Genomic DNA, 21,959 nt, shown 5'->3' on the forward strand with positions numbered 1-21,959 from the left:
GATGGGTAAAAACGCTGTGGGCGCCGCTCAATTCATGATTCCCTCTCATTCAGAGACACGTTTCCGAGACGACTCCTCTCGGAATCCTCGGAATCACTGTCCTCGGATCCCACGGAACCCCCCTCTGTGGGCATGAGCCGGCGCACTCGAAGACTCTGGTCCTCCTCGGCGGGCCGGCCCACCCTCCCCTGCGTGCTTGCGGAGCCGACCCATGCTCACCACCCTCAAGACCACCTACACCGATACCCGCGCCGCCGATCTCGCCTGGTGTCTGGGGAAGGACCCCCTCCCCGCGCTGGCCGTCCTCGATCTGCGGCTCGCCGACTCCCAGGTCCAGCTGCGCCTGCTCGGCGCCTCCCACCAGGTCCTCCTGGAGGAGGGCGACGGCGTCTGCTCGGAGACCGTGGCCTGCCTGCCGGGCAGCGCCACCCCGCTGCCGCTCGGCGTGGCCAAACGCGTCGGGGCCTGGGAGTACGAGTTCGCCGCGCGGATAGAAACGCTCTCGCGCGGCTCCTTCGCGGGCCGGGCACAGGAGTTGCTCGCCCTCGTCGCCGAACACCCGTACGGCCTGGCAGGAACCTTTCCGGGCAGCCCGCACGCCTTCACCGCGCTGCTCGCCCAGCGCTGCGAGGGACAGGTCAGCTGGCGCACCTGGCACGCCTATCCGCAGGAGGGGCGCCTGGTCGCCACCCGTACGCGGGTGGGCGCACGCGCGGCCGCTCCCCTCTAGGCCCGCTCCAGGGCTCGCTCCGCGCTCCCGAACGGTCATGGAACACCTGTAATAAACCCTTGTGGGTGACAAAAGGTTGCCGGATCGTGACGTAGCGTTCCCGGCATGATCTACCGCCCGGTACCGGCGCGGCTGCCCGTACCGGCCGGGCTCGGCCGCCTCGTGGTCCTGACCACCGTCTTCGTCTGCGCCGCCTGCGGGTTGGTGTACGAGCTGGAGCTGGTCGCCCTGGCCTCGTACCTCATCGGCGACTCCGTCACCCAGGCGTCCGTCGTCCTCTCGGTGATGGTCTTCGCGATGGGCATCGGCTCGCTGCTCGCCAAGCGCTTACGGAGCCGCGCCGCCCTGGGATTCGCCGCCGTCGAGGCCGCCCTCGCGCTGGTCGGCGGCCTCTCGGCGATGGCGCTCTACGCCTGCTTCGCCTGGTTCGGCCAGGCGCGCCTGGCCCTGGTGGGCTTCTCGCTGGCCATCGGGGTGCTGATCGGCGCCGAGGTGCCCCTGCTGATGACGCTCATCCAGCGCATCCGGCGGCAGGACGCGGGCGGCGCCGTCGCCGACCTCTTCGCCGCCGACTACGTGGGCGCGCTCGTCGGCGGGCTCGCCTTCCCGTTCCTCCTGCTGCCCGTGCTGGGGCAGTTGACGGGCGCGCTGCTGACCGGCGGGGTCAACGCCGTCGCGGGCGGTGCCCTGGTGCTCTGGCTCTTCCGCGGCGACCTCAGCGCCCGGGCCCGCTGGGCGCTCCTCGCCGCCAACGGCCTGGTGCTGGCCGTCCTGGCCGTGGGCTCGGCCCTCACCGTCCCCTTCGAACGGGCCGCGCGCCACGCCGTCTACGGCGGGGACGTGCGGGTGGCCGTGCAGTCGGGCGTGCAGGAGGTCGTGCTCACGGGCGGCGGCCGGAGCGGCCGCCCCCTCTCCCTCTTCCTGGACGGCAGGCTGAAGGTCTGCGGCGAGGACGAATTCCGGTACCACGAGGCCCTGGTGCACCCCGCGATGACCGGCCCGCACCGCCGGGTGCTGGTCCTCGGCGGCGGCGACGGCCTCGCCGTCCGCGAACTCCTGCGCTACGGCGACGTCGAGCAGGTCACGGTCGTCGAAGTCGACCCCGCCGTCCTGCGGTTGGCGCGCACCGACCCCGACCTCGTCGCCCTCAACCGCGCCGCCTACCGCGACCCCCGCGTGCGCGTCGTCGGCGCCGACGCGTTCGAGTGGCTGCGCGCCCTGCCCGCCGCCGCGCCCCCCTATGACGTGGTGGTCTCCGATCTCCCCGACCCCGGCATCACGTCCAGCACCAAGCTGTACTCCCAGGAGTTCTACGGCCTGGTGGAGCGCCGGCTGGCCCCCGGCGGCCGGCTCGCGATCCACGCCGGCACGGTCGACGTCCGCCCGCAGGTCTTCTGGACGGTCGACGCCACGGTCCGCTCCCTGGGGCTCACCAGCCGGCCGTACCGGGTGAGCGGCAGCGGCTTCACCACCGGCCCCGACCGCACCTCCCGGCGGTCCGGGTCGCACGGCGGGGGCACGGGCTGGAGCTTCCTGCTGGTCTCCCGCGAGTCCCTGTGGCTGCGGCTGCCGCCGGTGCGGCCGTACCTCCAGTCGCTGTCGCCGAAGGGGCTGACCGAGGCGTGGCGGGCCGCCGAGCGCGGCCGGGCGCCGGGCATGCCGCCGTCGACGCTGATGCACCCGCGTTACGCGGACTGAGGCGCGTCCCTGAGGCGCGGCCACGTTACGCGGACCGGGGTGCGTTTCTGAGGCGCGGCCCCGTTACGCGGACCGGGGTGCGTGCCCGTTACTTGGACCGGGGCGCGTCACCCGGCCGTCCTTCACCCGGCCGCTCTTCACCGGGCCCGCCGCCGCGGCGCAGGGCAGTGCGGAAGGCGCCCGGTGAGCAGCCCTCGCGGTGGTGGAAGAACTTGGAGAAGTTCGCCGGGTCGTCGAAGCCCACCCGGCCGGCGATCCGGGCCGCCGGCAGATCGCTGTGCGCGAGCAGCCGCTTGGCCTCCAGCATCACCCGCCGGTCGATGAACTCCTTGGCGCCGACCCCGGCCGCGCACAGCGAGGCGCGCGCGAGGGTGCGGGTGGAGTAGCCGAGGGCACGGGCGTAGTCCGCGACCCGGTGGTGCGTGGCGAAGTCGCGCTCGACGGCCGCCCGGAAGCGCACGAAGGTGTCGCCGGGCGCGGGGACGCTGCTGCCGGCGTGGGCCGAGAGGTGGGCCAGCCGCAGGACCAGCGCGGACAGCAGATGCCGCAGGACGTCGGTGTGCACATCGGCGGGCAGCCCGCCGCCGGTGCGGAAGTCGGACTCCAGATGGCCCACCGCGCAGAAGACGGCCTCGCGGTCGGGGCCGACCGGCTGCCACAGCACCGGCCGGAAGGGGTCGTCCGCGACGGCCGCCACGGCCGTGCCGGACGGCAGGAAGCCGGGCTGTACGAGGACGACGACGCCCTCCGGCTCCGACCCCGGCCGCCCCTCGCCGAACTGCTGCACCTGTCCGGGGCGCACCCACAGCACCGAGCCCGCCTCCAGCCAGTGGCCGGTGAAGTCCACGGTGTGCTCCGCGGCGCCCGACCGGACGGCGATGATCTGGTGGAAGTCCAGCCGCTGCGGTTTGACCAGCAGCCCCTCGGGGGCGCGGCGGCGCAGCTCGGCGAGGGTCATCACCTCGACGCCCGCGGGGGTGCCGGGCGGTGCCTTGTAGGCGAGCTCGACGATCTCTTCATGTCGCTCGTGTCGCTTTTTCACCATGAGAAGACCTGAGCGTACCTGGTTGCGCCCTGAAATCGTGCTTAGCTTGGTCGTAACGCACAACAAAGAGTGTGCGGGGCCCCGCAGCCGGCCCACAGCCTCCGCGAACGGCCCACACCCCCCACAGACGGCACGCGGAAGCGACCACGGACGGAATCCAGGGAAAGACATGGCACAGCACCGGCTCACCTACGCATTCGACGCCTACTGCGGCTGGTGTTACGGCTTCGGACCCACGATCCGGGAGTTCGCCGCCGCGAACGCCGACCGCATCGAACTGACCGTCCTCAACGGCGGGCTCTTCACCGGCCCCCGGGCCCAGCCCGTCAGCGCGTACCCCTACATCCCGCAGGCGGACGCCCGGATCGGCGAGCTGACCGGCGCGGTCTTCGGCGAGGGCTACGCGAGGGCCTTCGCCGACGGCACGGCCGTCCTCGACTCGGCCGACGCCGCGGCGGCCCTCGTCGCCCTGCGGCAGCAGGCCCCCGAGAGGACACTGGAGTTCGCGGGCGCGCTGCAGCGTGCCTGGTACGTCGACGGGCGCCCGCTCTCCGACCCGGCCACGGTGCGCGCGGTCGCCGAGGCGGCGGGCGGTGTGGACGCCGACGCGGTGGTCGCCGCCCATGCCGACCCCGCCACCCGCCGCACGGCGGAGGCGGACTTCCGCGAGGTCCGGCGGCTCGGCGTCGACAGCTTCCCCACCTTGCTGCTGCACACGCCCGGCGGGGTCCGGCGGCTCGGCGGCCCGATGTCCGACGCGCGGACGCTGACCCGTGCCCTCGACCGGCACTGAACCGGCACTGACCTTCCTGACCTTCCCTCCCTCCACACCCCTCTCTCTCCCTAAGGAGCTCCCCATGGCGAAGATCGCTCTCTTCGGTGCCAACGGCACGATCGGCGGCCGCGTGCTGCGCGAGGCGCTGGACCGCGGCCACCAGGTCACGGCCGTCGTCCGCGACCCCGCCAAGGTCACCGAGACCCACGCCAACCTGACCGTCACCAAGGGCGACGTCCTCGACCCGGCGTCGGTGACCGCGGCGGCCCAGGGCCAGGACGTCGTCATCAGCGCCGTCGGCGGCGGTGACGGCCCCGGCCATGTCGCGACCATCGAGCCGGCCGCGAAGTCCCTGGTCGCCGGTGTGCGCGCGGTCGGCGCCGACGCCCCCCGGCTGATCGCGGTCGGTGGCGCGGGCTCGCTCCGCACCCCCGACGGCAAGCAGGTCTGGGACGCCGAGGGCCTCCCCGAGTTCCTCCTCCAGATCATGCACGCGCACGGCGACGCGCTGGACTTCTACCGCACCGTCACCGACGTCCGCTGGACCAACGTCAGCCCCGCCGGGCTGATCGAGCCGGGCGAGCGCACGGGCGCGTACCGCGTCGGCCTGGAGGACCTCGTGACCGACGAGAACGGCAAGAGCCGCGTCTCCACCGAGGACTACGCCGTGGCCCTGATCGACGAGGTCGAGAAGCCGCAGCACATCGGTGAGCGCTTCACCGTGGCGTACTGATCCCGCGGCCGGTTCCGGGACCGCCCCCCGCGGCCGGTTCCGGGACCGCCCCCCCCCGCGGCCGGTTCCGGGGCTGCCCCCGGGACCGGTTCCGCGTACCGCTCGCGCGTACCGATCGCCGTACGCGCCCGGTAGCGCGCCCGGGCCGCACCCCTGCCGGTGCGGCCCGTCGCGGTACCGACCCGCCCGGGCCCCGTACCCCCACCTGCCGAAGTCCGACGGAAAGTTCGACCGGAGAGGCAAGGGTTCGGGGCCTGATGGGTAGGCTCGCTTGTCATGGAGCATGAGGTGTTCGTTCCGTTTCCCGTCGAATCCGTCCGGCGGGTCCTCGCCGACCCCGCGCGCGTCGTGCGCTGCGTCCCCGGCCTCCAGCAGGACGTCGCGGACGCCTCCGGCGCGCTCGTGGCCGGGCGGCTCCGGCTGCGCATAGGCGGCTCGACCATCACCTACCGCGGCTCGCTGCACCTGACGGAGCGCGACGGCGGGTACGACCTGTCCGGTGAGGGCGGTGAGGTGCGCGGTTCCGGCACGGTGACGCTCACGCTGCGCGGGCTGCTGGAGCCGGTCGAGGGCGGGACGCGGCTGGTCTGCGTGGCCACGGTCGGCAGCGGCGGCCGGCTCGCGGAGTTCGACGAGAAGACGACGGAGGCCACGGCCCGCCGGCTGCTGGACCGCTTCGCCGCCGCGCTGGCGGAGGAGCTGCGCGAGGACGCCGAGGAGGAGGCGGGCGACGGTCCGCGCCTGGAAGGCGGCAGCGTCTTCGACACGGAGGTCCCGCCGCCGTCGCTCGACCCGGCCGAAGACGCCCTCGACGAGGACGCCGAGAGCGATGACGACGGCGCCGATGACGAGGACGACGAGGACGACGAGGACGACGACGAGGCGCCCGCGGCGGAGGCCGCCCACGCCCGCCGCACGATGATCGGCCGTAGCGCCGAGGAGGTCGACCACGCCCCGCCGAGGGGCCGTTACGCCCCGGTGCCGGCCCCCGAGGCGGCGTCCGCCACCGCGGCGGCGCTGCGCTGGGCGGCGCCCGCGGCGGCGGTGGCCCTGGCCTCCGCGGTGGTGGTGGGCCGGGTGCTGCGACGCCGTCGCTAGCGGTTCGGGGTCCGGACCGCTTCGGCCCGCCTCAGCCCGTAATGTCGGACCCGTGACCAACGACGTACGCACAGACGACAGCACCGTGCATCTGACCGCCGGCGGTGCCGAGCTGACGCTCGATCCGCGCAACGGCTGCCGGATCACGAGTCTCCGGATCGACGGCACGGAGCTCCTCCGGCAGGGTGCCAAATACGGTGCCTTCCCCATGGTCCCCTGGTGCGGGCGGATCGAGCTGGGGCAGTTCCGGAACGGCGGCGAGCGTCACCAGATGCCCGTCAACTCCGGCCCGCACGCCATCCACGGCACCGGCCGGGACACCGCCTGGCACACCGCCCGGGTGGCGGACTCCTCGGCGGCGTTCTTCTACGACCTGGCCGCCCCCTGGCCGTACCCCGGCCGCGTCACCCAGCTGGCCGAGCTGACGGCGGATTCGCTCACGCTCACCATGGGCGTCGAGACCTACGGCGACTCCTTCCCGGCCCAGGCCGGCTGGCACCCCTGGTTCCTGCGCAACCTCGGCACCGGCAAGGACGTCGAGCTCGGCTTCGAGGCCGGGTGGCAGGAGGAGCGCGGCGACGACCACCTGCCGACGGGCCGCCGCGTCGCCCCCCGCCCCGGCCCTTGGGACGACTGCTTCGGGATGCCCGACGGTGTGGACGTCACGCTCACCTGGCCGGGCGCCCTGGAGCTGAAGGTCACCAGCCGCAGCGAGTGGGTGGTGATCTACGACGAGCAGGCCGAGGCCGTCTGCGTCGAGCCGCAGTCCGGTCCGCCGAACGGGCTCAACACCCTGCCGCGCCTGGTCACGCCCATCGATCCGCTGGAGATCTCCACGACGTGGACCTGGCGGAGCCTGGCCTAAGCTCATGCCCATGAGCGATGCGCGTGACGCCCTGCTGCAGCAGATCAAGGACAAGGCCGTGGTCCACGGCAAGGTGACCCTCTCCTCCGGCAAGGAGGCCGACTACTACATCGACCTCCGCCGGATCACCCTGGACGCCGAGGCGGCGCCGCTGGTCGGCCAGGTGATGCTGGACGCCACGGCCGACCTGGAGTACGACGCCGTCGGCGGCCTCACCCTGGGCGCCGACCCGGTCGCCACGTCGATGCTGCACGCCGCCGCCGCGCGCGGCCGCAAGCTGGACGCCTTCGTCGTGCGCAAGGCGCAGAAGACGCACGGCATGCAGCGCCGTATCGAGGGCCCGGACATCAAGGGCCGCCGCGTCCTCGTGGTCGAGGACACCTCGACCACCGGTGGCTCCCCGCTGACGGCCGTCGAGGCGGCCCGTGAGGCGGGCGCCGAGGTCGTGGCCGTGGCGACGATCGTCGACCGCGGTGCCGCCTCCGCTATCGAAGAGGCCGGTCTGCGTTATGTGACGGGTTATTCCCTGGGCGACCTCGACCTGGGCTGACCTGCGGATTCGGTTTTTGGATCAAGAAAAGCGCGGCCGGAGGGCGTGTGGTTTCACGTGAAACCACACGCCCTCCGCGCATTCGGCGTGAGCACCATGTGGAGCAATTCGGGGAGTCTGGGAAGATGGGGGCGACGATGAACGTCGCCCCCTAGGTCAGGGCCCCCTCGCCCACACCCGCACATCACAAGGAGCGGACAGATGCCCATCGCAACCCCCGAGGTCTACAACGAGATGCTCGACCGGGCGAAGGCAGGCAAGTTCGCCTACCCGGCCATCAATGTGACCTCGACGCAGACTCTGCACGCCGCGCTGCGCGGCTTCGCCGAGGCGGAGAGCGACGGCATCATCCAGATCTCCACCGGTGGCGCGGAGTTCCTCGGTGGCCAGTACAGCAAGGACATGGTCTCCGGCGCCGTCGCGCTGGCCGAGTTCGCGCACGTCGTCGCCAAGAAGTACCCGGTGAACATCGCGCTGCACACCGACCACTGCCCGAAGGACAAGCTCGACGGCTACGTCCGTCCGCTGCTGGCCATCTCGCAGGAGCGCGTCGCCGCCGGTCAGAACCCGCTCTTCCAGTCCCACATGTGGGACGGCTCCGCCGAGAAGCTCGACGAGAACCTCGCCATCGCGAAGGAGCTCCTCGCCGAGGCCGTGAAGGCGAAGATCATCCTTGAGGTCGAGATCACCCCGACCGGTGGCGAGGAGGACGGCGTCACCCACGAGATCAACGACGACCTCTACACCACCGTCGCCGACGTGGAGCGCACCGCCGAGGCCCTGGGCCTGGGCGAGAAGGGCCGCTACCTGCTGGCCGCCTCCTTCGGCAACGTCCACGGCGTCTACAAGCCGGGCAACGTCGTGCTCCGCCCCGAGCTGCTCCGTGACCTCCAGGACGGCATCGCCGCCAAGCACGGCAAGGCCGACCCGTTCGACTTCGTCTTCCACGGCGGCTCGGGCTCCACGGAGGAGGAGATCCGCACCGCGCTGGAGAACGGCGTCGTGAAGATGAACCTCGACACCGACACCCAGTACGCCTTCACGCGTCCGGTCGCGGCCCACATGTTCAAGAACTACGACGGCGTCCTGAAGGTCGACGGCGAGGTCGGCGACAAGAAGACCTACGACCCGCGCACCTGGGGCAAGCTGGCCGAGGGCAGCATGGCCGCGCGCGTCACCAAGGCCTGCGCCGACCTGCGCTCCACGGGCACCAAGCTGAAGTAGTCCTCCCCGGGGCTGCCGGGCAGCCCCACGAGGACCGGGAAGGGCCCGGCCCCCGCTCGTACCGACGAGCGGCGGCCGGGCCCTTTCGCGTGGCCGGGGCTTTCGTGAGGCCGGGGCTTTCGCGTGGCCGGGCCCTTCGTGAGGACGGCCGCTCGACCGGGATCCGCGTACGGCCGGTCGCGTGGCCGGGCTCCCGCGCGGTGGGGCCGCCTCGCCTGGCCCGGTCCGCCCTCGCGGGGGATGATCGCCGCATGAGCGACTCCGCACCGGACCCCGGCCGCGGCCGCGAGCCGGCCCCACCGCCGGGGCTGCCGCCCGGCACGGCGCCGGGCGGACCCGCCGCGGACGACGGCGCGCCCGCGGTGCGGCTGGGCACCGCCGCGGGGCGCTGGGTCCTGCTGACGGCCGTGCTCGGCTCGGGCATGGCGATGCTGGACAGCACCGTCGTCAACGTGGCCCTGCCGCACATCGGCCGGGACCTCGACGCGAACCTGGCCGCCCTCCAGTGGACCGTCAACGCCTACATGCTCACCCTCGCCGGCCTGATCCTGCTGGGCGGCTCCCTGGGCGACCGGTACGGGCGGCGGCGGATCTTCGTCATCGGCGTGGTGTGGTTCGCGCTGGCCTCACTGCTGTGCGGGGTGGCGCCGGACGCCGGGGTGCTGATCGCGGCGCGGGCCCTCCAGGGCGTCGGAGGCGCCCTGCTCACCCCCGGTTCGCTCGCGCTGATCCAGGCGGTCTTCCACCCCGACGACCGGGCGGGCGCCGTCGGCGCCTGGTCGGGGCTGGGCGGCGTGGCGTCGGCCGTCGGCCCGTTCGTGGGCGGCTGGCTGGTGGACGGGCCGGGCTGGCGCTGGGTGTTCCTGATCAACCTGCCGCTGGCCGCCGTGTGCGTGGTGGTCGCGCTCCGGTACGTGCCGGAGACCCGCGACCCGGCGGCGCGCGGCCGGTTCGACGTGCTCGGCGCGGCCCTGGGCGCGCTGGCGCTCGGCGCCGTGACGTACGCGCTGATCGCCGCGCCCGACAAGGGCGCCTCGCCCTGGGTGATCGTCCCGGCGGTCGCCGGTGTGCTGCTGGGCGCCGCCTTCGTCGCCGTGGAGCGGCGGCGGGCGGACCCGATGCTGCCGCCGGAGATCTTCGCCGTCCGGCAGTTCACGGCCATCAACGTCGTCACGGTCTTCGTCTACGCCGCCTTCAGCGGCTTCTTCTTCCTCGCGGTGCTCCAGCTCCAGGTCGTCGTGGGCTGGTCGGCCCTCGCGGCGGGCACGGCCCTGCTGCCGACGACCGTGCTGATGCTGCTGCTCTCGGCCCGCTCCGGGAAGATCGCCCAGCGCATCGGGGCGCGGCTCCCGCTGACCGTCGGACCGCTGCTGTGCGCGGCCGGGCTGCTGCTGATGACCCGGGTCGGGGCCGGGGCGGTGTACTGGCGGGACGTACTGCCCGCGCTGATCGTGCTGGGCATGGGCATGGTGGTGCTGGTCGCGCCGCTCACCGCCACGGTGCTGGCCTCCGTGGACGTCTCCCGGGCGGGCCTGGCCAGCGGCATCAACAACGCGGCGGCCCGCGCGGCCGGCCTGATCGCGGTCGCCGCGCTGCCGCTGCTGGCGGGCATGGGCCCGGACGTCTACCGGGACCCGGCGGCGTTCTCCAGGACCTTCGACCGGGCGATGCTGATGTGCGCGGGGGCGCTGGTGGTGGGGGCGGTGCTGGCGTGGGCGACGGTGCGGGGGCCTGAGCGGGGGGCGGGGGCGTGCCGGGCGGAGTGCGAGTACCACTGCGGGGTGTCGTCGCCGCCGCTGGATCCGGGGGACGGGTAGCGGTGGCGCTGCGCGGGGCCTTTTCCCCTACCCGCCCCTTCCCGAATGTCCTCAATCGCCGGACGGGCTGATTTTCAGCCCGTCCGGCGATCGAGAACCGGGGTCGGGGGCGGAGCCGCACATCGGATACAGCGGGAAGGGGCGGGGCGGGGTAAGGCCCCGCGCGGCGGCAACCCCGCCGCACCCTACGGCCCGTAGCGGACACTGCGGCAGACTGGACCGCATGTCCATTCACGAGAACCTGCTCGGGGGACCGCCCCCGACCCACCTCCCCGACGACCCGGAGCCCCGCGAGCTGCTCGCCTCCGGCGCCGCTCCCGCCGAGGTCGCCGCGAAGTACCCCGCGTCCTCCCTCGCGTGGGCGCAGCTCGCCGACGAGGCGTTCGACGGCGGCCGGGTCGTCGAGTCCTATGCGTACGCCCGCACGGGCTACCACCGCGGCCTCGACGCCCTGCGCCGCAGCGGCTGGAAGGGCCACGGCCCGGTGCCCTTCGAGCACGAGCCGAACCGCGGCTTCCTGCGTGCCCTGCACGCCCTGGCCCGCGCCGCGCAGTCGATCGGCGAGCAGGAGGAGTACGAGCGCTGCTCGACCTTCCTGCGGGAGAGCTCCCCGACGGCCGCCAACACCCTGGGCTGAGCCACGGGCGCCGTCACGGCCCACCCGCCGTGGCGGCGGCCGGTCCCGGCCGCCCGGGGCCCGCCGAAGGCCCTTCACGGGCCTTGCAGCCGACGGTGTCCGGCACCGATGATCCCCGCAGTGACCCGGCGATCCCGGGAGCGACGGCAGGGGAGACACGATGACTTCCGAACCACGTTCCACCGTTCAGGACACCGCGCCGAACGTCCACTTCACCGGCAGCACGCCCTACGAGGACTATGTGCGGGCATCCGTCCTCGGCGACCTCCAGGAACCGCTCTCCGACGACCCCGGCGAGATGTCCTTCCTCGTCACCACCCAGGTGATGGAGCTCTGGTTCACCCTCCTCGTGCACGAGTGGCGGACCGCGGCCCGTGCCCTGCGCGAGGACGACCTCGCGACCGCGATGGCCGCGCTCAGACGCTCCACGTACGAGCTGGAATCGCTCAACGCGTCCTGGAAGCCGCTCGCCCATCTGACGCCCACCCAGTTCAACGCCTTCCGCTCCGCGCTCGGCGAGGCGTCCGGCTTCCAGTCGGCGACCTACCGCCGCCTGGAGTTCCTGCTCGGCGAGAAGTCCCCGGCGATGCTCGTCCCCTACCGCGGCGCGCCCGCCGTCCACGCGGAGCTGGCGGAGGCGCTGCGCGAACCGGGCCTCTACGACGAGGTGCTGCGCCACCTCGCCCGCCGCGGCCACGCGATACCCCGGGCCGTCCTCGACCGCGACGTGTCCCAGGCCTACGCCCCGGACCCCGCCGTCGAGGAGGTCTGGCAGCGCGTCTACGCGGGCGACCAGAACGCCGAGGCGTGCCGGCTGGGCGAGGCCCTGACCGAGGTCGCCGAGCTGGTCTGGCGGTGGCGCAACGACCACCTCGTCGCCACCCGCCGGGCGATGGGCGCCAAGGTGGGCACCGGCGGCTCGGCGGGCGTCGCCTGGCTGGAGAAACGCGCCGCCAAACACGTCTTCCCCGAGCTGTGGACGGCGCGCAGCCGTGTCTGACGGGCCGGACGGACTCGCCGTCGAGGCCGCGGCGCTCGACGACGGCGACGTGCTGGGCGCCGTGCGGAAGGAGTTCGCCCTCGACGACGGCACCGTCTACCTCGACGGGAACTCCCTGGGGGCGCTGCCCCGCAACGTCGCCGGGCGGCTCGCCGAGGTCGTCGGCGAGGAGTGGGGCCGGCTGCGCATCCGCTCCTGGACCGAATCCGGGTGGTGGGAGGCGCCCGAGCGGGTCGGCGACCGCGTCGGCCGGCTCGTCGGGGCCGCGCCCGGCCGGATCGTCGTCGGCGACTCCACGAGCGTCAACGTCTTCAAGGCGGTCGTCGCCGCCGTCCGGCTGGCGGGCCCGGGCCGCGACGAGGTGCTGGTCGACGCGGCGACGTTCCCCACCGACGGCTACATCGCCGCCTCCGCCGCCCGGATGACGGGCTGCCGGATCAGGGCGGTCGACGCCCGGGACGTTCCCGCGGAAGCCGGGCCGCGCACCGCCGTCGCGCTCGTCAACCACGTCGACTACCGCTCCGGCCGCCTCCACGACCTGGCCGGGACGACGGCGGCCGTGCACGCGGCCGGGGCGCTGGTGGTGTGGGACCTGTGCCACAGCGCGGGCGCCCTGCCCGTCGGGCTCGACGCGCACGGCGTGGATCTCGCGGTCGGCTGCACGTACAAGTACCTCAACGGCGGGCCCGGAGCCCCCGCCTACCTCTATGTGCGCGACGAGCTCCAGCCCCGCTTCGACTCCCCGCTCCCGGGCTGGAACTCCCACGCCGACCCCTTCGCGATGGACTTCGCCTACGCGCCCGCCGACGGCGCGGCCAGGGGACGGGTCGGCACACCGGAGATCCTCTCCCTGCTCGCCCTGGACGCCGCGCTCGACGTCTGGGAAGGCGTCGCCCTTACGGACGTGAGAACGAAGAGTCTCGCCCTTACGGACTTCTTCCTGCGCTGCGTGGAGGCGTACGTGCCCGGGGGCCGCGTCGAGAGCGTCACCCCGGCCGCGCACGCCGAGCGGGGCAGCCAGGTGTCCCTGCGGTGCGCCTCCGGCGCGGCAGGCGTCATGGAGGAGCTGATCCGGCGCGGCGTCGTCGGCGACTTCCGCCGCCCGGACGTCCTGCGCTTCGGCTTCGCCCCGCTCTACACGGGCTTCGCCGAGACGCGGAGGGCGGCGCGGGTGCTGGGGGAGGTGCTGGCGGGATGACGGTTCCCGGGTCCGGGGCCGGGTCCGGGGCGGAGGCCGAGGAACGGGCGCTGATGGCCCTGCCGTACGAGGCGCCGTCCGGCACGGTCGCCTACGGGGAGCACCCGAGCCAGGTCGTCGACCTCTACCGGCCGCCCGGTGCGTCCGGGCCCGCCGGGGTCCGGGTGACGCTCCTGCACGGCGGCTTCTGGCGGGAGGCGTACGACCGCCGCCACCTCGCGCCGCTGGCGGCGGCGCTGGCGGGGCCGGGCGTCGAGGTCGCGCTGGCGGAGTACCGCCGGGTGGGCGGGGGCGGCGGGCTGCCGGCCACCTTCGAGGACGTGGCGCGGGTGACCGCGCTGCCCGGTGCCCCGGCCCGGCACGTCCTGGTGGGCCACTCCGCGGGCGGCCACCTCGCGCTGTGGGCGGCGAGCGCCGCCCCCGGCTCGGTGACCGAGGTCGTGGCCGTGGCACCCGTCGCGGACCTGGGCCGGGCCCGCGCCCTGGGCCTGGGCGGCGGCGCCGTCACGGCCTTCCTGGGCCCCGGCGAACACCCGGAGGCCGACCCCTCACGCCTGTCCCCGCCCCGCATGCCGGTCACGGTCCTGCACGGCACGGCGGACCCGGACGTACCGCTGTCGGTGTCCGGGGCGTACGTGTCCGCGATGCGGGCTTGTGGGGGTGGGGTGGTGCTGCGGGCCTTGCGGGGGGTGGGGCACTTCGCGGCGGTGACGCCGGGGGTGGGGGCGTGCGGGGAGCTTGTGGGGGTGCTGGGGTTGTGACGGGTTCGTGGGCGGGTGCGGGCGGGTGGGCGCGGGGTGCGCCCGCGGCGGGCCCTTTCCCCACCCCGCCCCTTCCCGCCGCATCCGATGTGCGGCTCCGCCGCGTGAGGGGCTCTGCCCCGGGCTCCGGTCCTCAAGCGCCGGACGGGCTGTTTTCAGCCCGTCCGGCGCTTGAGGACATTCGGGAAGGGGCGGGTAGGGGAGAAAGCCCCCCACCCCAGCCGCCCCCTACCCCCGGCCGTAGTACTTGAGACGGACCCCGACAGATCCCCACCATTGAGGACGCCGCACCCTCCCCCCGTTGCCTACCTTTGATGACGTGACCCAGACCTACGACAACGGCCCCCGCACCGAACTGCGCATGGCGAAGACCGCCCTCCGCGGCATCCGCGAGGACCTCTTCCACGACGCGTTCGCCTTCCGGCCGCTGCCGCCCCTGCCCGCCGGCCACAAGCTGGTCCGCGGGCTGCCGGGCCGTGCCCGGCACTACGGGCGGTGGTTCCCGCACGCCGTCCTGATCGGGTTCACCGGCATGGTCATGCTCGCGACCGTGGAGCGCGGGGGCGGGCTGTTCGGGATCGTCGCCTCGCTGTTCGTCGGGGTGCCGATGGTCACGACGCTGTTCCGGCCGGTGGGCGCGTGGTGGCTGTCGGTCGGGAGCGTCGCGTTCACGAGCGTCGTCCTCTCCGGTTCCGACATGGGGCTGTGGTCGCCGCCCGGGTTCTTCTCGCACCTCTTCGTGCTGCTGGTCGTGGCGCTGCGGACCCGCCCGCGCGTGGCGGCCGAGATGCTGGCCCTGACCGGTGCCATGGGCCTCTTCCTGGCGTTCTTCATGCGCGGCCTCAGCCCTTACGGCGGCAACTATTTCGTCGGCGACCTCTTCGAGATGCTGATGGTCTACGCGATGGTCCTCTTCGTCGTCCTCGCCGTGCGCGGGCTGCGCGAGAGCAAGCAGCAGGTCGTCGCCCAGGTCGCCGTCACCGAGGTCGAGCGCTCCCGCCGGACCGTGCTGGAGGAGCGCACCACCATCGCCCGCGAGCTGCACGACGTGGTCGCGCACCACATGTCCGTCGTCGCCATCCAGGCGGAGGCCGCGCCCTACCGGGTGCAGGACACCCCGCCGGAGCTCGCCGCCGCGTTCCAGACCATCCGCGAGAACGCCGTCGCCGCCCTGACCGAGCTGCGCCGGGTGCTCGGCGTCGTACGGTCGGAGAACCCCGACGCCTTCGCCGACCCCGAGGCGCCGCAGCCCACCCTCGCCGCCCTGGACACGCTGCTCGACAACGTCCGCTCCGCCGGGCTGTCCGTCGAGCACGTCACCACGGGCGCCGTCAGGCCGCTGCCGCAGGGCGTGGAGCTGTCGGCCTACCGCATCGTCCAGGAGGCGCTCAGCAACGTGCTGCGGCACGCCCCCGGCGCCGAGGCCCGCGTCGAGCTCGGCTACGTGCTCGGCGGCCTCGGCCTGCGGATCGTCAACGGCCCGGCCAACCGCCTGGCCAAGCCCTCGCCCGGGGCCGGGCACGGCGTGCTCGGCATGCGCGAGCGCGTCACCATGCTCGGCGGCGAGATGACCGCCGAGCCCACGGCGGAGGGCGGGTACGAGGTCACGGCCTTCATCCCGGTCCCGGCGGACGAGGCGGCCGCCGCGTGACCATCCGTGTGCTGATCGTGGACGACCAGATGATGGTCCGCGAGGGCTTCTCCGTCCTGCTCAACGCCATGCCGGACATCGAGGTCGTCGGCGAGGCCGTGGACGGCCGGCAGGCCGTCGAGCAGGTGGCGGCGCTGCGGCCCGACGTCGTCCTCATGGACATCCGGATGCCGGTCCTGAACGGCCTGGAAGCGACCCGCGAGATCGTCGCCGCCGACGCCGAGGCGAAGGTCCTCGTCCTGACCACCTTCGACCTGGACGAGTACGTCTACCAAGCCCTGCGCGCCGGTGCCAGCGGCTTCCTGCTCAAGGACGCCTCGGCCCAGCAGCTCGCCGACGGCGTGCGCGTCGTGGCCTCCGGCGAGGCGCTGCTCGCCCCCACGGTCACCAAGCGGCTGATCCTGGAGTTCTCCCGGCTCGGCGCCCCCAAGCCGCCCACGCAGGAGCGGATCGGCGACCTTACGGAGCGCGAGACGGAGGTCCTGGTCCTCGTCGCCCAGGGCCGCTCCAACTCCGAGATCGCGACGCACCTGGTGGTGGCGGAGTCCACGGTCAAGACGCACGTCAGCAGGATCCTGGTGAAGCTGGGCCTGCGGGACCGCACGCAGGCGGCGGTCTTCGCGTACGAGGCGGGCCTGATCACGCCGGGCGGCTGAGCCTCAGGGCTCCGCCGGGCGGGTTGCGTTCTCAGCCCGTCCGGCGTTTGAGGACACCGCGCGTCAGCGCGGAAGGGGTCCGGGGCGGAGCCCCGCCACGCGGCGGAGCCGCACATCGGATGCGGAGGGAAGGGGCGGGGTGGGGAACGGCCCCGCGCAGCGGCACCGCACCCACGCGCCGGGCCGCCGACCGCGCCCGCACCACCCCGCCGTACCCCCACCCGCTCAAACCCGCGGCAGCACCAACCGCCAAGCCCCCTCCACCACCGTCCACGTCCGCGCGCGGAACGGCCCCGCCGCCACGTTGTCCGCCCGGTAGCGGAAGCCCGGCCCCGACACCGTGACGCGGCGCGCCCGCGTCCGCAGCGGGCGTTCCCCCGCATGCGTGTGGATCACGACCTCCGCGAAGCCGTCCACGGTGGAGACCGCGACCCGCGCGACCGGCCGGTCCAGGTCCGCGAGCAGTACGCCGTCGGCCTCCACCCGCAGGCGGGTGCACGACGGCAGCGCTTGGTGGCGGGCGGCCGGGCCGGTGAGCAGGGTCAGCGCCGAGCGGGCCGTACGGGCGGCGGGTGACCACCACGGCCGGTCCGGGTCTGTGACTCCCGTCACCTCGGCGGCCACCTCGGAGGTCATCCCGGCGGGTGCCTCCGCGGTCACCTCCGCGGCCGTGCCGGCCCCGAGCCCGGCGAGGCCGCCGCCCCCGCCCCCGGCGTCGCCCTCGGCCCCGCCGTCGCCGGCCCGGGTCGGCGACGGCACCCCGGCCCCGAGGCCGGACACCGCCCCGTCCGGCCCGCCCGACCCGTTCGGCCTAATCGCCTCGTTCGTCTCGAAGGGCGGCACCGCCCGGTCCAGGCCGCCCGCGCCCGGGATCCACAGGCCGCCCAGCACCACGCCGTCGCCGTCGTCCACCAAGGCGTCCAGACGGCGCTCCGTGCCGTCCAGGACGGCCCGCGCCGCCGCGACCGACCCCAGGGGCACCCCGAGCGTGCGGGCCAGCGAGACGGCCGGGAGGGCGCCGATGGGCACCAGCGACACCGGCACCTCCGGCAGCTCACGGCGGCGGTGCAGCACCCTCACGGCGTGCAGCAGGGCCCGGTCGTCGCCGATGACCACGGGGCGCCGCCGGCCGCGCCGGGCCAGGGCGCGCTCGACGTCCTCGGGGCCTTCCGGTAGGCATATCTTCGCCACCGCGCCGCCGCAGAGGACGTCCTTCGCGATCCGCACGGACTCCCCGTCCACGCGTCGGGCGACCGGGTCGATGACCACGAGCAGAGCCTGCTCGGTGGAGTCTGGAGCCGACACCTCGGTCCTTCCTCAGGTGCTGTTTTTCCCGGGGGACGGCCCCGGGCTCCCCGGCCTCGCCGAGGGGCCCCGGGTCTTTCTGTTCGTCCCCCGAGCGAAATATTCGGTAATCTCTCGGTGCAAGAGCCCCTGTCGCTGTTGCGCCAGGGGCTTCGTCTATCCGGGGCACGGGTTCGACGGCTCTAGCGGTGGTGTACGCCGTGAGCACGCGAGGTGACACCACCACGCACGTTGGACATGCCCCGCCCGGAAGGGGTGTACGCCTGTGCCCGCACTTGTGCTGCTCGGTGCTCAGTGGGGTGACGAGGGCAAGGGAAAGGCCACCGACCTCCTCGGTGGATCCGTGGACTATGTGGTGCGCTACCAAGGTGGCAACAACGCCGGCCACACGGTGGTCGTCGGCGACCAGAAATACGCGCTGCATCTCCTCCCTTCCGGAATCCTCTCGCCGGGGTGCACCCCGGTGATCGGTAACGGAGTCGTCGTCGACCCGGCGGTCCTGCTCTCCGAGCTGAGCGGACTCAACGAGCGCGGCGTCGACACGTCCAAGCTGCTGCTCAGCGGTAACGCGCACCTGATCACGCCGTACCACACGACGGTCGACAAGGTGACGGAACGCTTCCTCGGCAAGCGGAAGATCGGCACCACCGGCCGCGGCATCGGCCCGACCTACGCCGACAAGATCAACCGCGTGGGCATCCGCGTCCAGGACCTCTACGACGAGTCGATCCTGGAGCAGAAGGTCGAGGCCGCTCTCGACTTCAAGAACCAGATCCTGGCGAAGCTCTACAACCGCCGCGCCATCGAGTCCGGCAAGATCGTCGAGGAGCTGCTCACCTACGCGGAGCAGATCAAGCCGTACGTGGCCGACACGACGCTGATCCTCAACAACGCCATCGACGAGGGCAAGGTCGTCCTCTTCGAGGGCGGCCAGGGCACGCTGCTCGACGTCGACCACGGCACGTACCCCTTCGTCACCTCGTCCAACCCGACCGCGGGCGGCGCCTGCACGGGTGCCGGCGTCGGCCCGACGAAGATCAACCGTGTCATCGGCATCCTCAAGGCGTACACGACCCGCGTCGGCGCCGGCCCGTTCCCGACCGAGCTGTTCGACAAGGACGGCGAGGCGCTGCGGACCATCGGTGGCGAGCGCGGTGTGACCACCGGCCGTGACCGCCGCTGCGGCTGGTTCGACGCCGTCATCGCCCGCTACGCGACCCGCGTCAACGGCCTGACGGACTTCTTCCTCACCAAGCTCGACGTGCTCACCGGTTGGGAGCAGATCCCGGTCTGCGTCGCCTACGAGATCGACGGCAAGCGCGTCGAGGAGCTGCCCTACAGCCAGAGCGACTTCCACCACGCGAAGCCGATCTACGAGATGCTGCCGGGCTGGTCCGAGGACATCACCAAGGCCAAGACCTTCGCCGACCTGCCGAAGAACGCGCAGGCGTACGTGAAGGCGCTGGAGGAGATGTCCGGCGCGCCGATCTCCGCGATCGGCGTCGGCCCGGGCCGTACCGAGACGATCGAGATCAACTCCTTCCTCTCGTAGGACCCGTAGGACCGCAGTACCCAGGTTCCGCCGCCCCTCCCGGGGCGCCGCGCACCCGACACGCCCCGGTGGCTCCCGCCACCGGGGCGTCGTGCGTTCCCGTAAGGCTCAGCCGACCTTCCGGTACGTGAGCGGGGCCTCGCCCTTGCCGACCAGTTCGCGGCTCATCCCGCCGTCCGACAGCAGGGTCAGCTCGCTGCGCGGGCCCGGCGAGCAGTCCGTGGCCGGCTGGGCGAGGGTGACCCGGGACGGGCCGAGGTGCAGCGGCGCGCCGCCCTCGCCGCCGCCGGCGAGGTCGGCCGTCCAGGCGCAGCGGTAGGCGACGCCGTCCTTGTCGGTGCCGCTGCCGCTGATGTCGGCGACCGTGCTGCCGAGCGGCCCCTGCCGGAGGGTGACGCTGCGCGTGTGGGCCCCGGACTCGTTGCGGAAGTCCGACTGCCAGGTCCCGAGGAACGCCTGCGGCACGGGCCCGGCGGCCGGGGTGCTCGGAGCGGCCGTACCGGCCGAGGGCGTGGCGGAGCGCGGTGCGGCCGGGTCCGGTCCGGCCGGGTTCCGCGGGGCGGAGGCGGACGGCGAGGCGCTGCTGTCGCGCGCCTCGTCCTTCTTGTCGGCGTCCTGCTTGAGGAGGAAGACGGTCGCGCCGCCCGCGATCAGCCCGCCGGCCACCACGGCGGCCAGCACGACCGGCCCCTGGGAGCGGCCGCGGGGCGCGGGGACGTACGGGCCGACGTGGGTGCCGGTGCCGTAGGGGCTGTTGCCGTACGGGCCCGCCTGCGGGTAGCCGTAGGGCGGCGGCGCGGGCTGCGGCACCGGCTGGGGGCCGACGGGGCGGCCCGCGGTGACGGTGGGCGGGTCCTGGCGGCCGATGAGCGTCGGCTCCGGCAGCGGCTCGGGGGCCGGCGGCGCCACGGGCGGTGCCGTGGGCGCCGCGCCGGCTATCGCGGTCGGCGCGTGCTCGGGCGGCAGCGGGCCGGGGTGGCGGGCGGGCTCCTCGACGTCCAGCAGCTGCACGGCCCGCCGGCCGAGCCGCGCCACCAGGCCGCCGGGCAGCCAGGGCTCGGCGGACCGCGCGTCCGCCGGCGCACCCTCGCCGGCCGCGTCGTCCGCGCGCTCCAGGATCTCCGCCGGGGCCGGGCGCTCCTCGGGGTCCTTGGCCAGGCACGCCTCGATCAGGGGCAGCAGCGGGGCGGGGACCCCGGTGAGGTCGGGCTCCTCCTCCGCGATGCGGTACATCAGCGCGTGGACGCCGCTGTCGGCCGTGCCGAAGGGCATCCGGCCGGTGGCCGCGTACGCCAGCACCGAGCCGAGGCAGAAGACGTCGCTCGCCGGGGTCACCCGGGCGCCGCGCACCTGCTCGGGCGACATGAAGCCGGGCGAGCCGACGGCCGCGCCGGTGCGGGTGAGGCCGCCGTCGGTGACGGTCTCCAGGGCGCGGGCGATGCCGAAGTCGATGACGCGGGGGCCGTCCAGGGTGATCAGGACGTTGGACGGCTTGAGGTCGCGGTGTACGACGCCCGCGGCGTGGATGGCCTGGAGGGCGCGCGCGAGGCCCGCGGCGAGGATGCGCACGGACCGCTCGGGCAGCGGCCCGAAGTCCTGGTCCACGACCTGCCGCAGGGCGGGGCCCGCGATGTAGCCGGTGGCGACCCAGGGGATGTCGGCTTCGGTGTCCGCGTCGAGCACCGGGGCGGTCCACTCGCCGCCCACCTGCCGGGCCGCGCGCACCTCCGCCCGGAAGCGCCGCCGGAACTCCTCCTGGCCGGCCAGCTCCTGGTGGACCAGCTTGACCGCCACCGTGCGGCCCCGGTCCGAGCGCGCCAGGTAGACCCGGCCCATGCCGCCCGCGCCGAGCCGGCCCAGCAGCCGGTACGCGCCCAGTACGCGCGGATCGTCGGACCTTAGGCCCTCGAGATTTTCCATGCCGCCCGTCTCCTCCCCCGTGTCCCCCGTGGTGTTCTCCGCCCGGAGAATAGCGGGGCGGCAAACGGCCGGAGCCCCGCACCTTGAAAGTACGGGGCCCCGGCTCGCTGTTGAACCCTCGGGGAAGGGTCAGGCGGGAACGATGTTCTCCGCCTGGGGGCCCTTCTGGCCCTGGGTCACGTCGAAGGAGACCTTCTGGCCCTCCGAGAGCTCACGGAAGCCCTGCGTCGCGATGTTCGAGTAGTGGGCGAAGACGTCGGCGCCGCCACCGTCCTGCTCGATGAATCCGAATCCCTTTTCGGAGTTGAACCACTTCACGGTGCCGGTAGCCAAGACGATCTCCTATGAGAGCTGTGCACAATCCGCACGGCGCGGAATAATGCAACGGCGCCCGAGGTCACAGACCGTCAGGGCGCCGAGATGAAATAGGTTCAGAACTGCAACGCGAAAATGACCGTAGCACGCGGCCTGTGTCATCGGTGGATTTCACGGCCGGGAAATTCGCGGGCGCGCCGCCCCGTACGGCGGTCCGTTCGCCGCCCCGTACCGTGGTCCGTCCGCCGGCCCTCCGCCGGCCCTTCCGGGGCCCGGCCCCGGGCCGATCCGCCTCCCGGCGCGGCCCGTTGCCCCCGCCCGCCCGGCACTGTGTCCGCGGGCGGGGCGAGCGCCAGACACAGTGCCTGTTCCGGCGTCCGGAGGCGCTCCCTACGCTGGCCGTGTCCGCGCTTCCTCCCGCCACGCGAT

General features: G+C 73.8%; 20 protein-coding genes. 16 read left to right on the forward strand and 4 right to left on the reverse strand.

The genetic code is table 11. The features are described from left to right. The first annotated feature begins 211 nt into the window (after positions 1-211). Together LUZ64_RS12560 and LUZ64_RS12565 are read left to right on the forward strand one after the other, a co-directional pair. Entirely contained in the window at positions 212-730 is a 519-nt protein-coding gene (locus LUZ64_RS12560; RefSeq protein ID WP_087927386.1) for a DUF2617 family protein, read from the forward strand. Between the two features lie 105 nt (positions 731-835). Continuing rightward, positions 836-2,428: a polyamine aminopropyltransferase gene (locus LUZ64_RS12565; RefSeq protein WP_095584912.1), complete on the forward strand. Its 1,593-nt coding sequence runs from the start codon at positions 836-838 to the stop codon at positions 2,426-2,428. A gap of 88 nt (positions 2,429-2,516) precedes the next feature. Here LUZ64_RS12565 and LUZ64_RS12570 read toward each other — a convergent pair whose 3' ends face one another. Beyond that, positions 2,517-3,473, reverse strand: a complete 957-nt coding sequence (locus LUZ64_RS12570; RefSeq protein WP_095584913.1) for a helix-turn-helix domain-containing protein — start codon at positions 3,471-3,473, stop codon at positions 2,517-2,519. A 169-nt stretch (positions 3,474-3,642) separates the two neighbouring features. Between LUZ64_RS12570 and LUZ64_RS12575 the strand changes: the two genes are divergently transcribed. The 13 genes from LUZ64_RS12575 to LUZ64_RS12635 all read left to right on the forward strand — a co-directional run bounded on the left by LUZ64_RS12575 (position 3,643) and on the right by LUZ64_RS12635 (position 16,438). Further along, complete coding sequence (locus tag LUZ64_RS12575; RefSeq protein WP_095584914.1) at positions 3,643-4,266, forward strand: DsbA family protein; 624 nt, start codon at positions 3,643-3,645, stop codon at positions 4,264-4,266. Positions 4,267-4,330: 64 nt separating this feature from the next. Beyond that, positions 4,331-4,981: an NAD(P)-dependent oxidoreductase gene (locus LUZ64_RS12580; protein WP_095584915.1), complete on the forward strand. Its 651-nt coding sequence runs from the start codon at positions 4,331-4,333 to the stop codon at positions 4,979-4,981. A 276-nt stretch (positions 4,982-5,257) separates the two neighbouring features. Further along, on the forward strand, positions 5,258-6,079 hold the full coding sequence (locus tag LUZ64_RS12585) for an SRPBCC domain-containing protein (RefSeq protein ID WP_095584916.1): 822 nt from the start codon (positions 5,258-5,260) through the stop codon (positions 6,077-6,079). A gap of 52 nt (positions 6,080-6,131) precedes the next feature. Continuing rightward, positions 6,132-6,944, forward strand: coding sequence for an aldose epimerase family protein (locus LUZ64_RS12590; RefSeq protein WP_095584917.1), 813 nt, complete (start codon positions 6,132-6,134; stop codon positions 6,942-6,944). A 4-nt stretch (positions 6,945-6,948) separates the two neighbouring features. Beyond that, on the forward strand, positions 6,949-7,494 hold the full coding sequence (gene pyrE / locus LUZ64_RS12595; RefSeq protein WP_199843904.1) for an orotate phosphoribosyltransferase: 546 nt from the start codon (positions 6,949-6,951) through the stop codon (positions 7,492-7,494). A gap of 201 nt (positions 7,495-7,695) precedes the next feature. Then, positions 7,696-8,718 carry a class II fructose-bisphosphate aldolase gene (fbaA, locus tag LUZ64_RS12600; RefSeq protein ID WP_095584918.1) on the forward strand — a complete coding sequence of 341 codons (1,023 nt, stop codon included), beginning with the start codon at positions 7,696-7,698 and terminating at the stop codon, positions 8,716-8,718. Positions 8,719-8,969: 251 nt separating this feature from the next. Beyond that, positions 8,970-10,535: an MFS transporter gene (locus LUZ64_RS12605; protein WP_372471957.1), complete on the forward strand. Its 1,566-nt coding sequence runs from the start codon at positions 8,970-8,972 to the stop codon at positions 10,533-10,535. Between the two features lie 223 nt (positions 10,536-10,758). Then, a complete protein-coding gene (locus tag LUZ64_RS12610; protein ID WP_095582414.1) occupies positions 10,759-11,172 on the forward strand; it encodes a DUF3151 domain-containing protein in 414 nt (137 codons plus the stop codon). A 160-nt stretch (positions 11,173-11,332) separates the two neighbouring features. Next, positions 11,333-12,172: a tryptophan 2,3-dioxygenase gene (locus LUZ64_RS12615; protein ID WP_095582415.1), complete on the forward strand. Its 840-nt coding sequence runs from the start codon at positions 11,333-11,335 to the stop codon at positions 12,170-12,172. Next, a complete protein-coding gene (gene kynU / locus LUZ64_RS12620) occupies positions 12,165-13,370 on the forward strand; it encodes a kynureninase (RefSeq protein WP_095582416.1) in 1,206 nt (401 codons plus the stop codon). Before LUZ64_RS12615 ends, kynU begins: the two co-directional genes overlap by 8 nt. After that, positions 13,367-14,131 (forward strand): alpha/beta hydrolase, encoded by a 765-nt coding sequence (locus tag LUZ64_RS12625; protein WP_232389880.1) that lies wholly within the window; start codon positions 13,367-13,369, stop codon positions 14,129-14,131. The genes kynU and LUZ64_RS12625 overlap by 4 nt, the downstream gene beginning before the upstream one ends. 361 nt (positions 14,132-14,492) lie before the next feature. Continuing rightward, positions 14,493-15,782: a sensor histidine kinase gene (locus LUZ64_RS12630; protein ID WP_095578603.1), complete on the forward strand. Its 1,290-nt coding sequence runs from the start codon at positions 14,493-14,495 to the stop codon at positions 15,780-15,782. Then, positions 15,779-16,438: a response regulator gene (locus LUZ64_RS12635; RefSeq protein WP_087927397.1), complete on the forward strand. Its 660-nt coding sequence runs from the start codon at positions 15,779-15,781 to the stop codon at positions 16,436-16,438. The genes LUZ64_RS12630 and LUZ64_RS12635 overlap by 4 nt, the downstream gene beginning before the upstream one ends. A gap of 225 nt (positions 16,439-16,663) precedes the next feature. On the opposite strand, the gene LUZ64_RS12640 is transcribed toward LUZ64_RS12635, so the two are convergent. Beyond that, complete coding sequence (locus LUZ64_RS12640) at positions 16,664-17,743, reverse strand: hypothetical protein (RefSeq protein ID WP_232389879.1); 1,080 nt, start codon at positions 17,741-17,743, stop codon at positions 16,664-16,666. A 265-nt stretch (positions 17,744-18,008) separates the two neighbouring features. Here LUZ64_RS12640 and LUZ64_RS12645 point away from each other — a divergent pair, with 265 nt between their 5' ends. Further along, the gene (locus LUZ64_RS12645; protein WP_087927399.1) at positions 18,009-19,295 is read left to right on the forward strand and encodes an adenylosuccinate synthase; all 1,287 of its coding nucleotides are present in this window, start codon (positions 18,009-18,011) and stop codon (positions 19,293-19,295) included. Between the two features lie 108 nt (positions 19,296-19,403). On the opposite strand, the gene LUZ64_RS12650 is transcribed toward LUZ64_RS12645, so the two are convergent. Together LUZ64_RS12650 and LUZ64_RS12655 are read right to left on the reverse strand one after the other, a co-directional pair. Further along, a complete protein-coding gene (locus LUZ64_RS12650) occupies positions 19,404-21,215 on the reverse strand; it encodes a serine/threonine-protein kinase (RefSeq protein WP_232389878.1) in 1,812 nt (603 codons plus the stop codon). 129 nt (positions 21,216-21,344) lie between these two features. After that, positions 21,345-21,548 (reverse strand): cold-shock protein, encoded by a 204-nt coding sequence (locus tag LUZ64_RS12655; RefSeq protein ID WP_095579976.1) that lies wholly within the window; start codon positions 21,546-21,548, stop codon positions 21,345-21,347. Positions 21,549-21,959: the final 411 nt, after the last annotated feature.

Source organism: Streptomyces albireticuli, assembly GCF_021228125.1.
Classification (GTDB): domain Bacteria; phylum Actinomycetota; class Actinomycetes; order Streptomycetales; family Streptomycetaceae; genus Streptomyces; species Streptomyces albireticuli.

Coding starts and splice junctions, on each gene's coding strand:
- pyrE (WP_199843904.1), top strand. CDS start 6,949: ATGCCCATGAGCGATGCGCGTGACGCCCTGCTGCAGCAGATCAAGGAC.
- LUZ64_RS12630 (WP_095578603.1), top strand. CDS start 14,493: ATGGCGAAGACCGCCCTCCGCGGCATCCGCGAGGACCTCTTCCACGAC.
- LUZ64_RS12585 (WP_095584916.1), top strand. CDS start 5,258: ATGGAGCATGAGGTGTTCGTTCCGTTTCCCGTCGAATCCGTCCGGCGG.
- LUZ64_RS12570 (WP_095584913.1), bottom strand. CDS start 3,473: ATGGTGAAAAAGCGACACGAGCGACATGAAGAGATCGTCGAGCTCGCC.
- LUZ64_RS12615 (WP_095582415.1), top strand. CDS start 11,333: ATGACTTCCGAACCACGTTCCACCGTTCAGGACACCGCGCCGAACGTC.
- LUZ64_RS12605 (WP_372471957.1), top strand. CDS start 8,970: ATGAGCGACTCCGCACCGGACCCCGGCCGCGGCCGCGAGCCGGCCCCA.
- LUZ64_RS12610 (WP_095582414.1), top strand. CDS start 10,759: ATGTCCATTCACGAGAACCTGCTCGGGGGACCGCCCCCGACCCACCTC.
- LUZ64_RS12565 (WP_095584912.1), top strand. CDS start 836: ATGATCTACCGCCCGGTACCGGCGCGGCTGCCCGTACCGGCCGGGCTC.
- fbaA (WP_095584918.1), top strand. CDS start 7,696: ATGCCCATCGCAACCCCCGAGGTCTACAACGAGATGCTCGACCGGGCG.
- LUZ64_RS12575 (WP_095584914.1), top strand. CDS start 3,643: ATGGCACAGCACCGGCTCACCTACGCATTCGACGCCTACTGCGGCTGG.
- LUZ64_RS12625 (WP_232389880.1), top strand. CDS start 13,367: ATGACGGTTCCCGGGTCCGGGGCCGGGTCCGGGGCGGAGGCCGAGGAA.
- LUZ64_RS12650 (WP_232389878.1), bottom strand. CDS start 21,215: ATGGAAAATCTCGAGGGCCTAAGGTCCGACGATCCGCGCGTACTGGGC.
- LUZ64_RS12560 (WP_087927386.1), top strand. CDS start 212: ATGCTCACCACCCTCAAGACCACCTACACCGATACCCGCGCCGCCGAT.
- LUZ64_RS12580 (WP_095584915.1), top strand. CDS start 4,331: ATGGCGAAGATCGCTCTCTTCGGTGCCAACGGCACGATCGGCGGCCGC.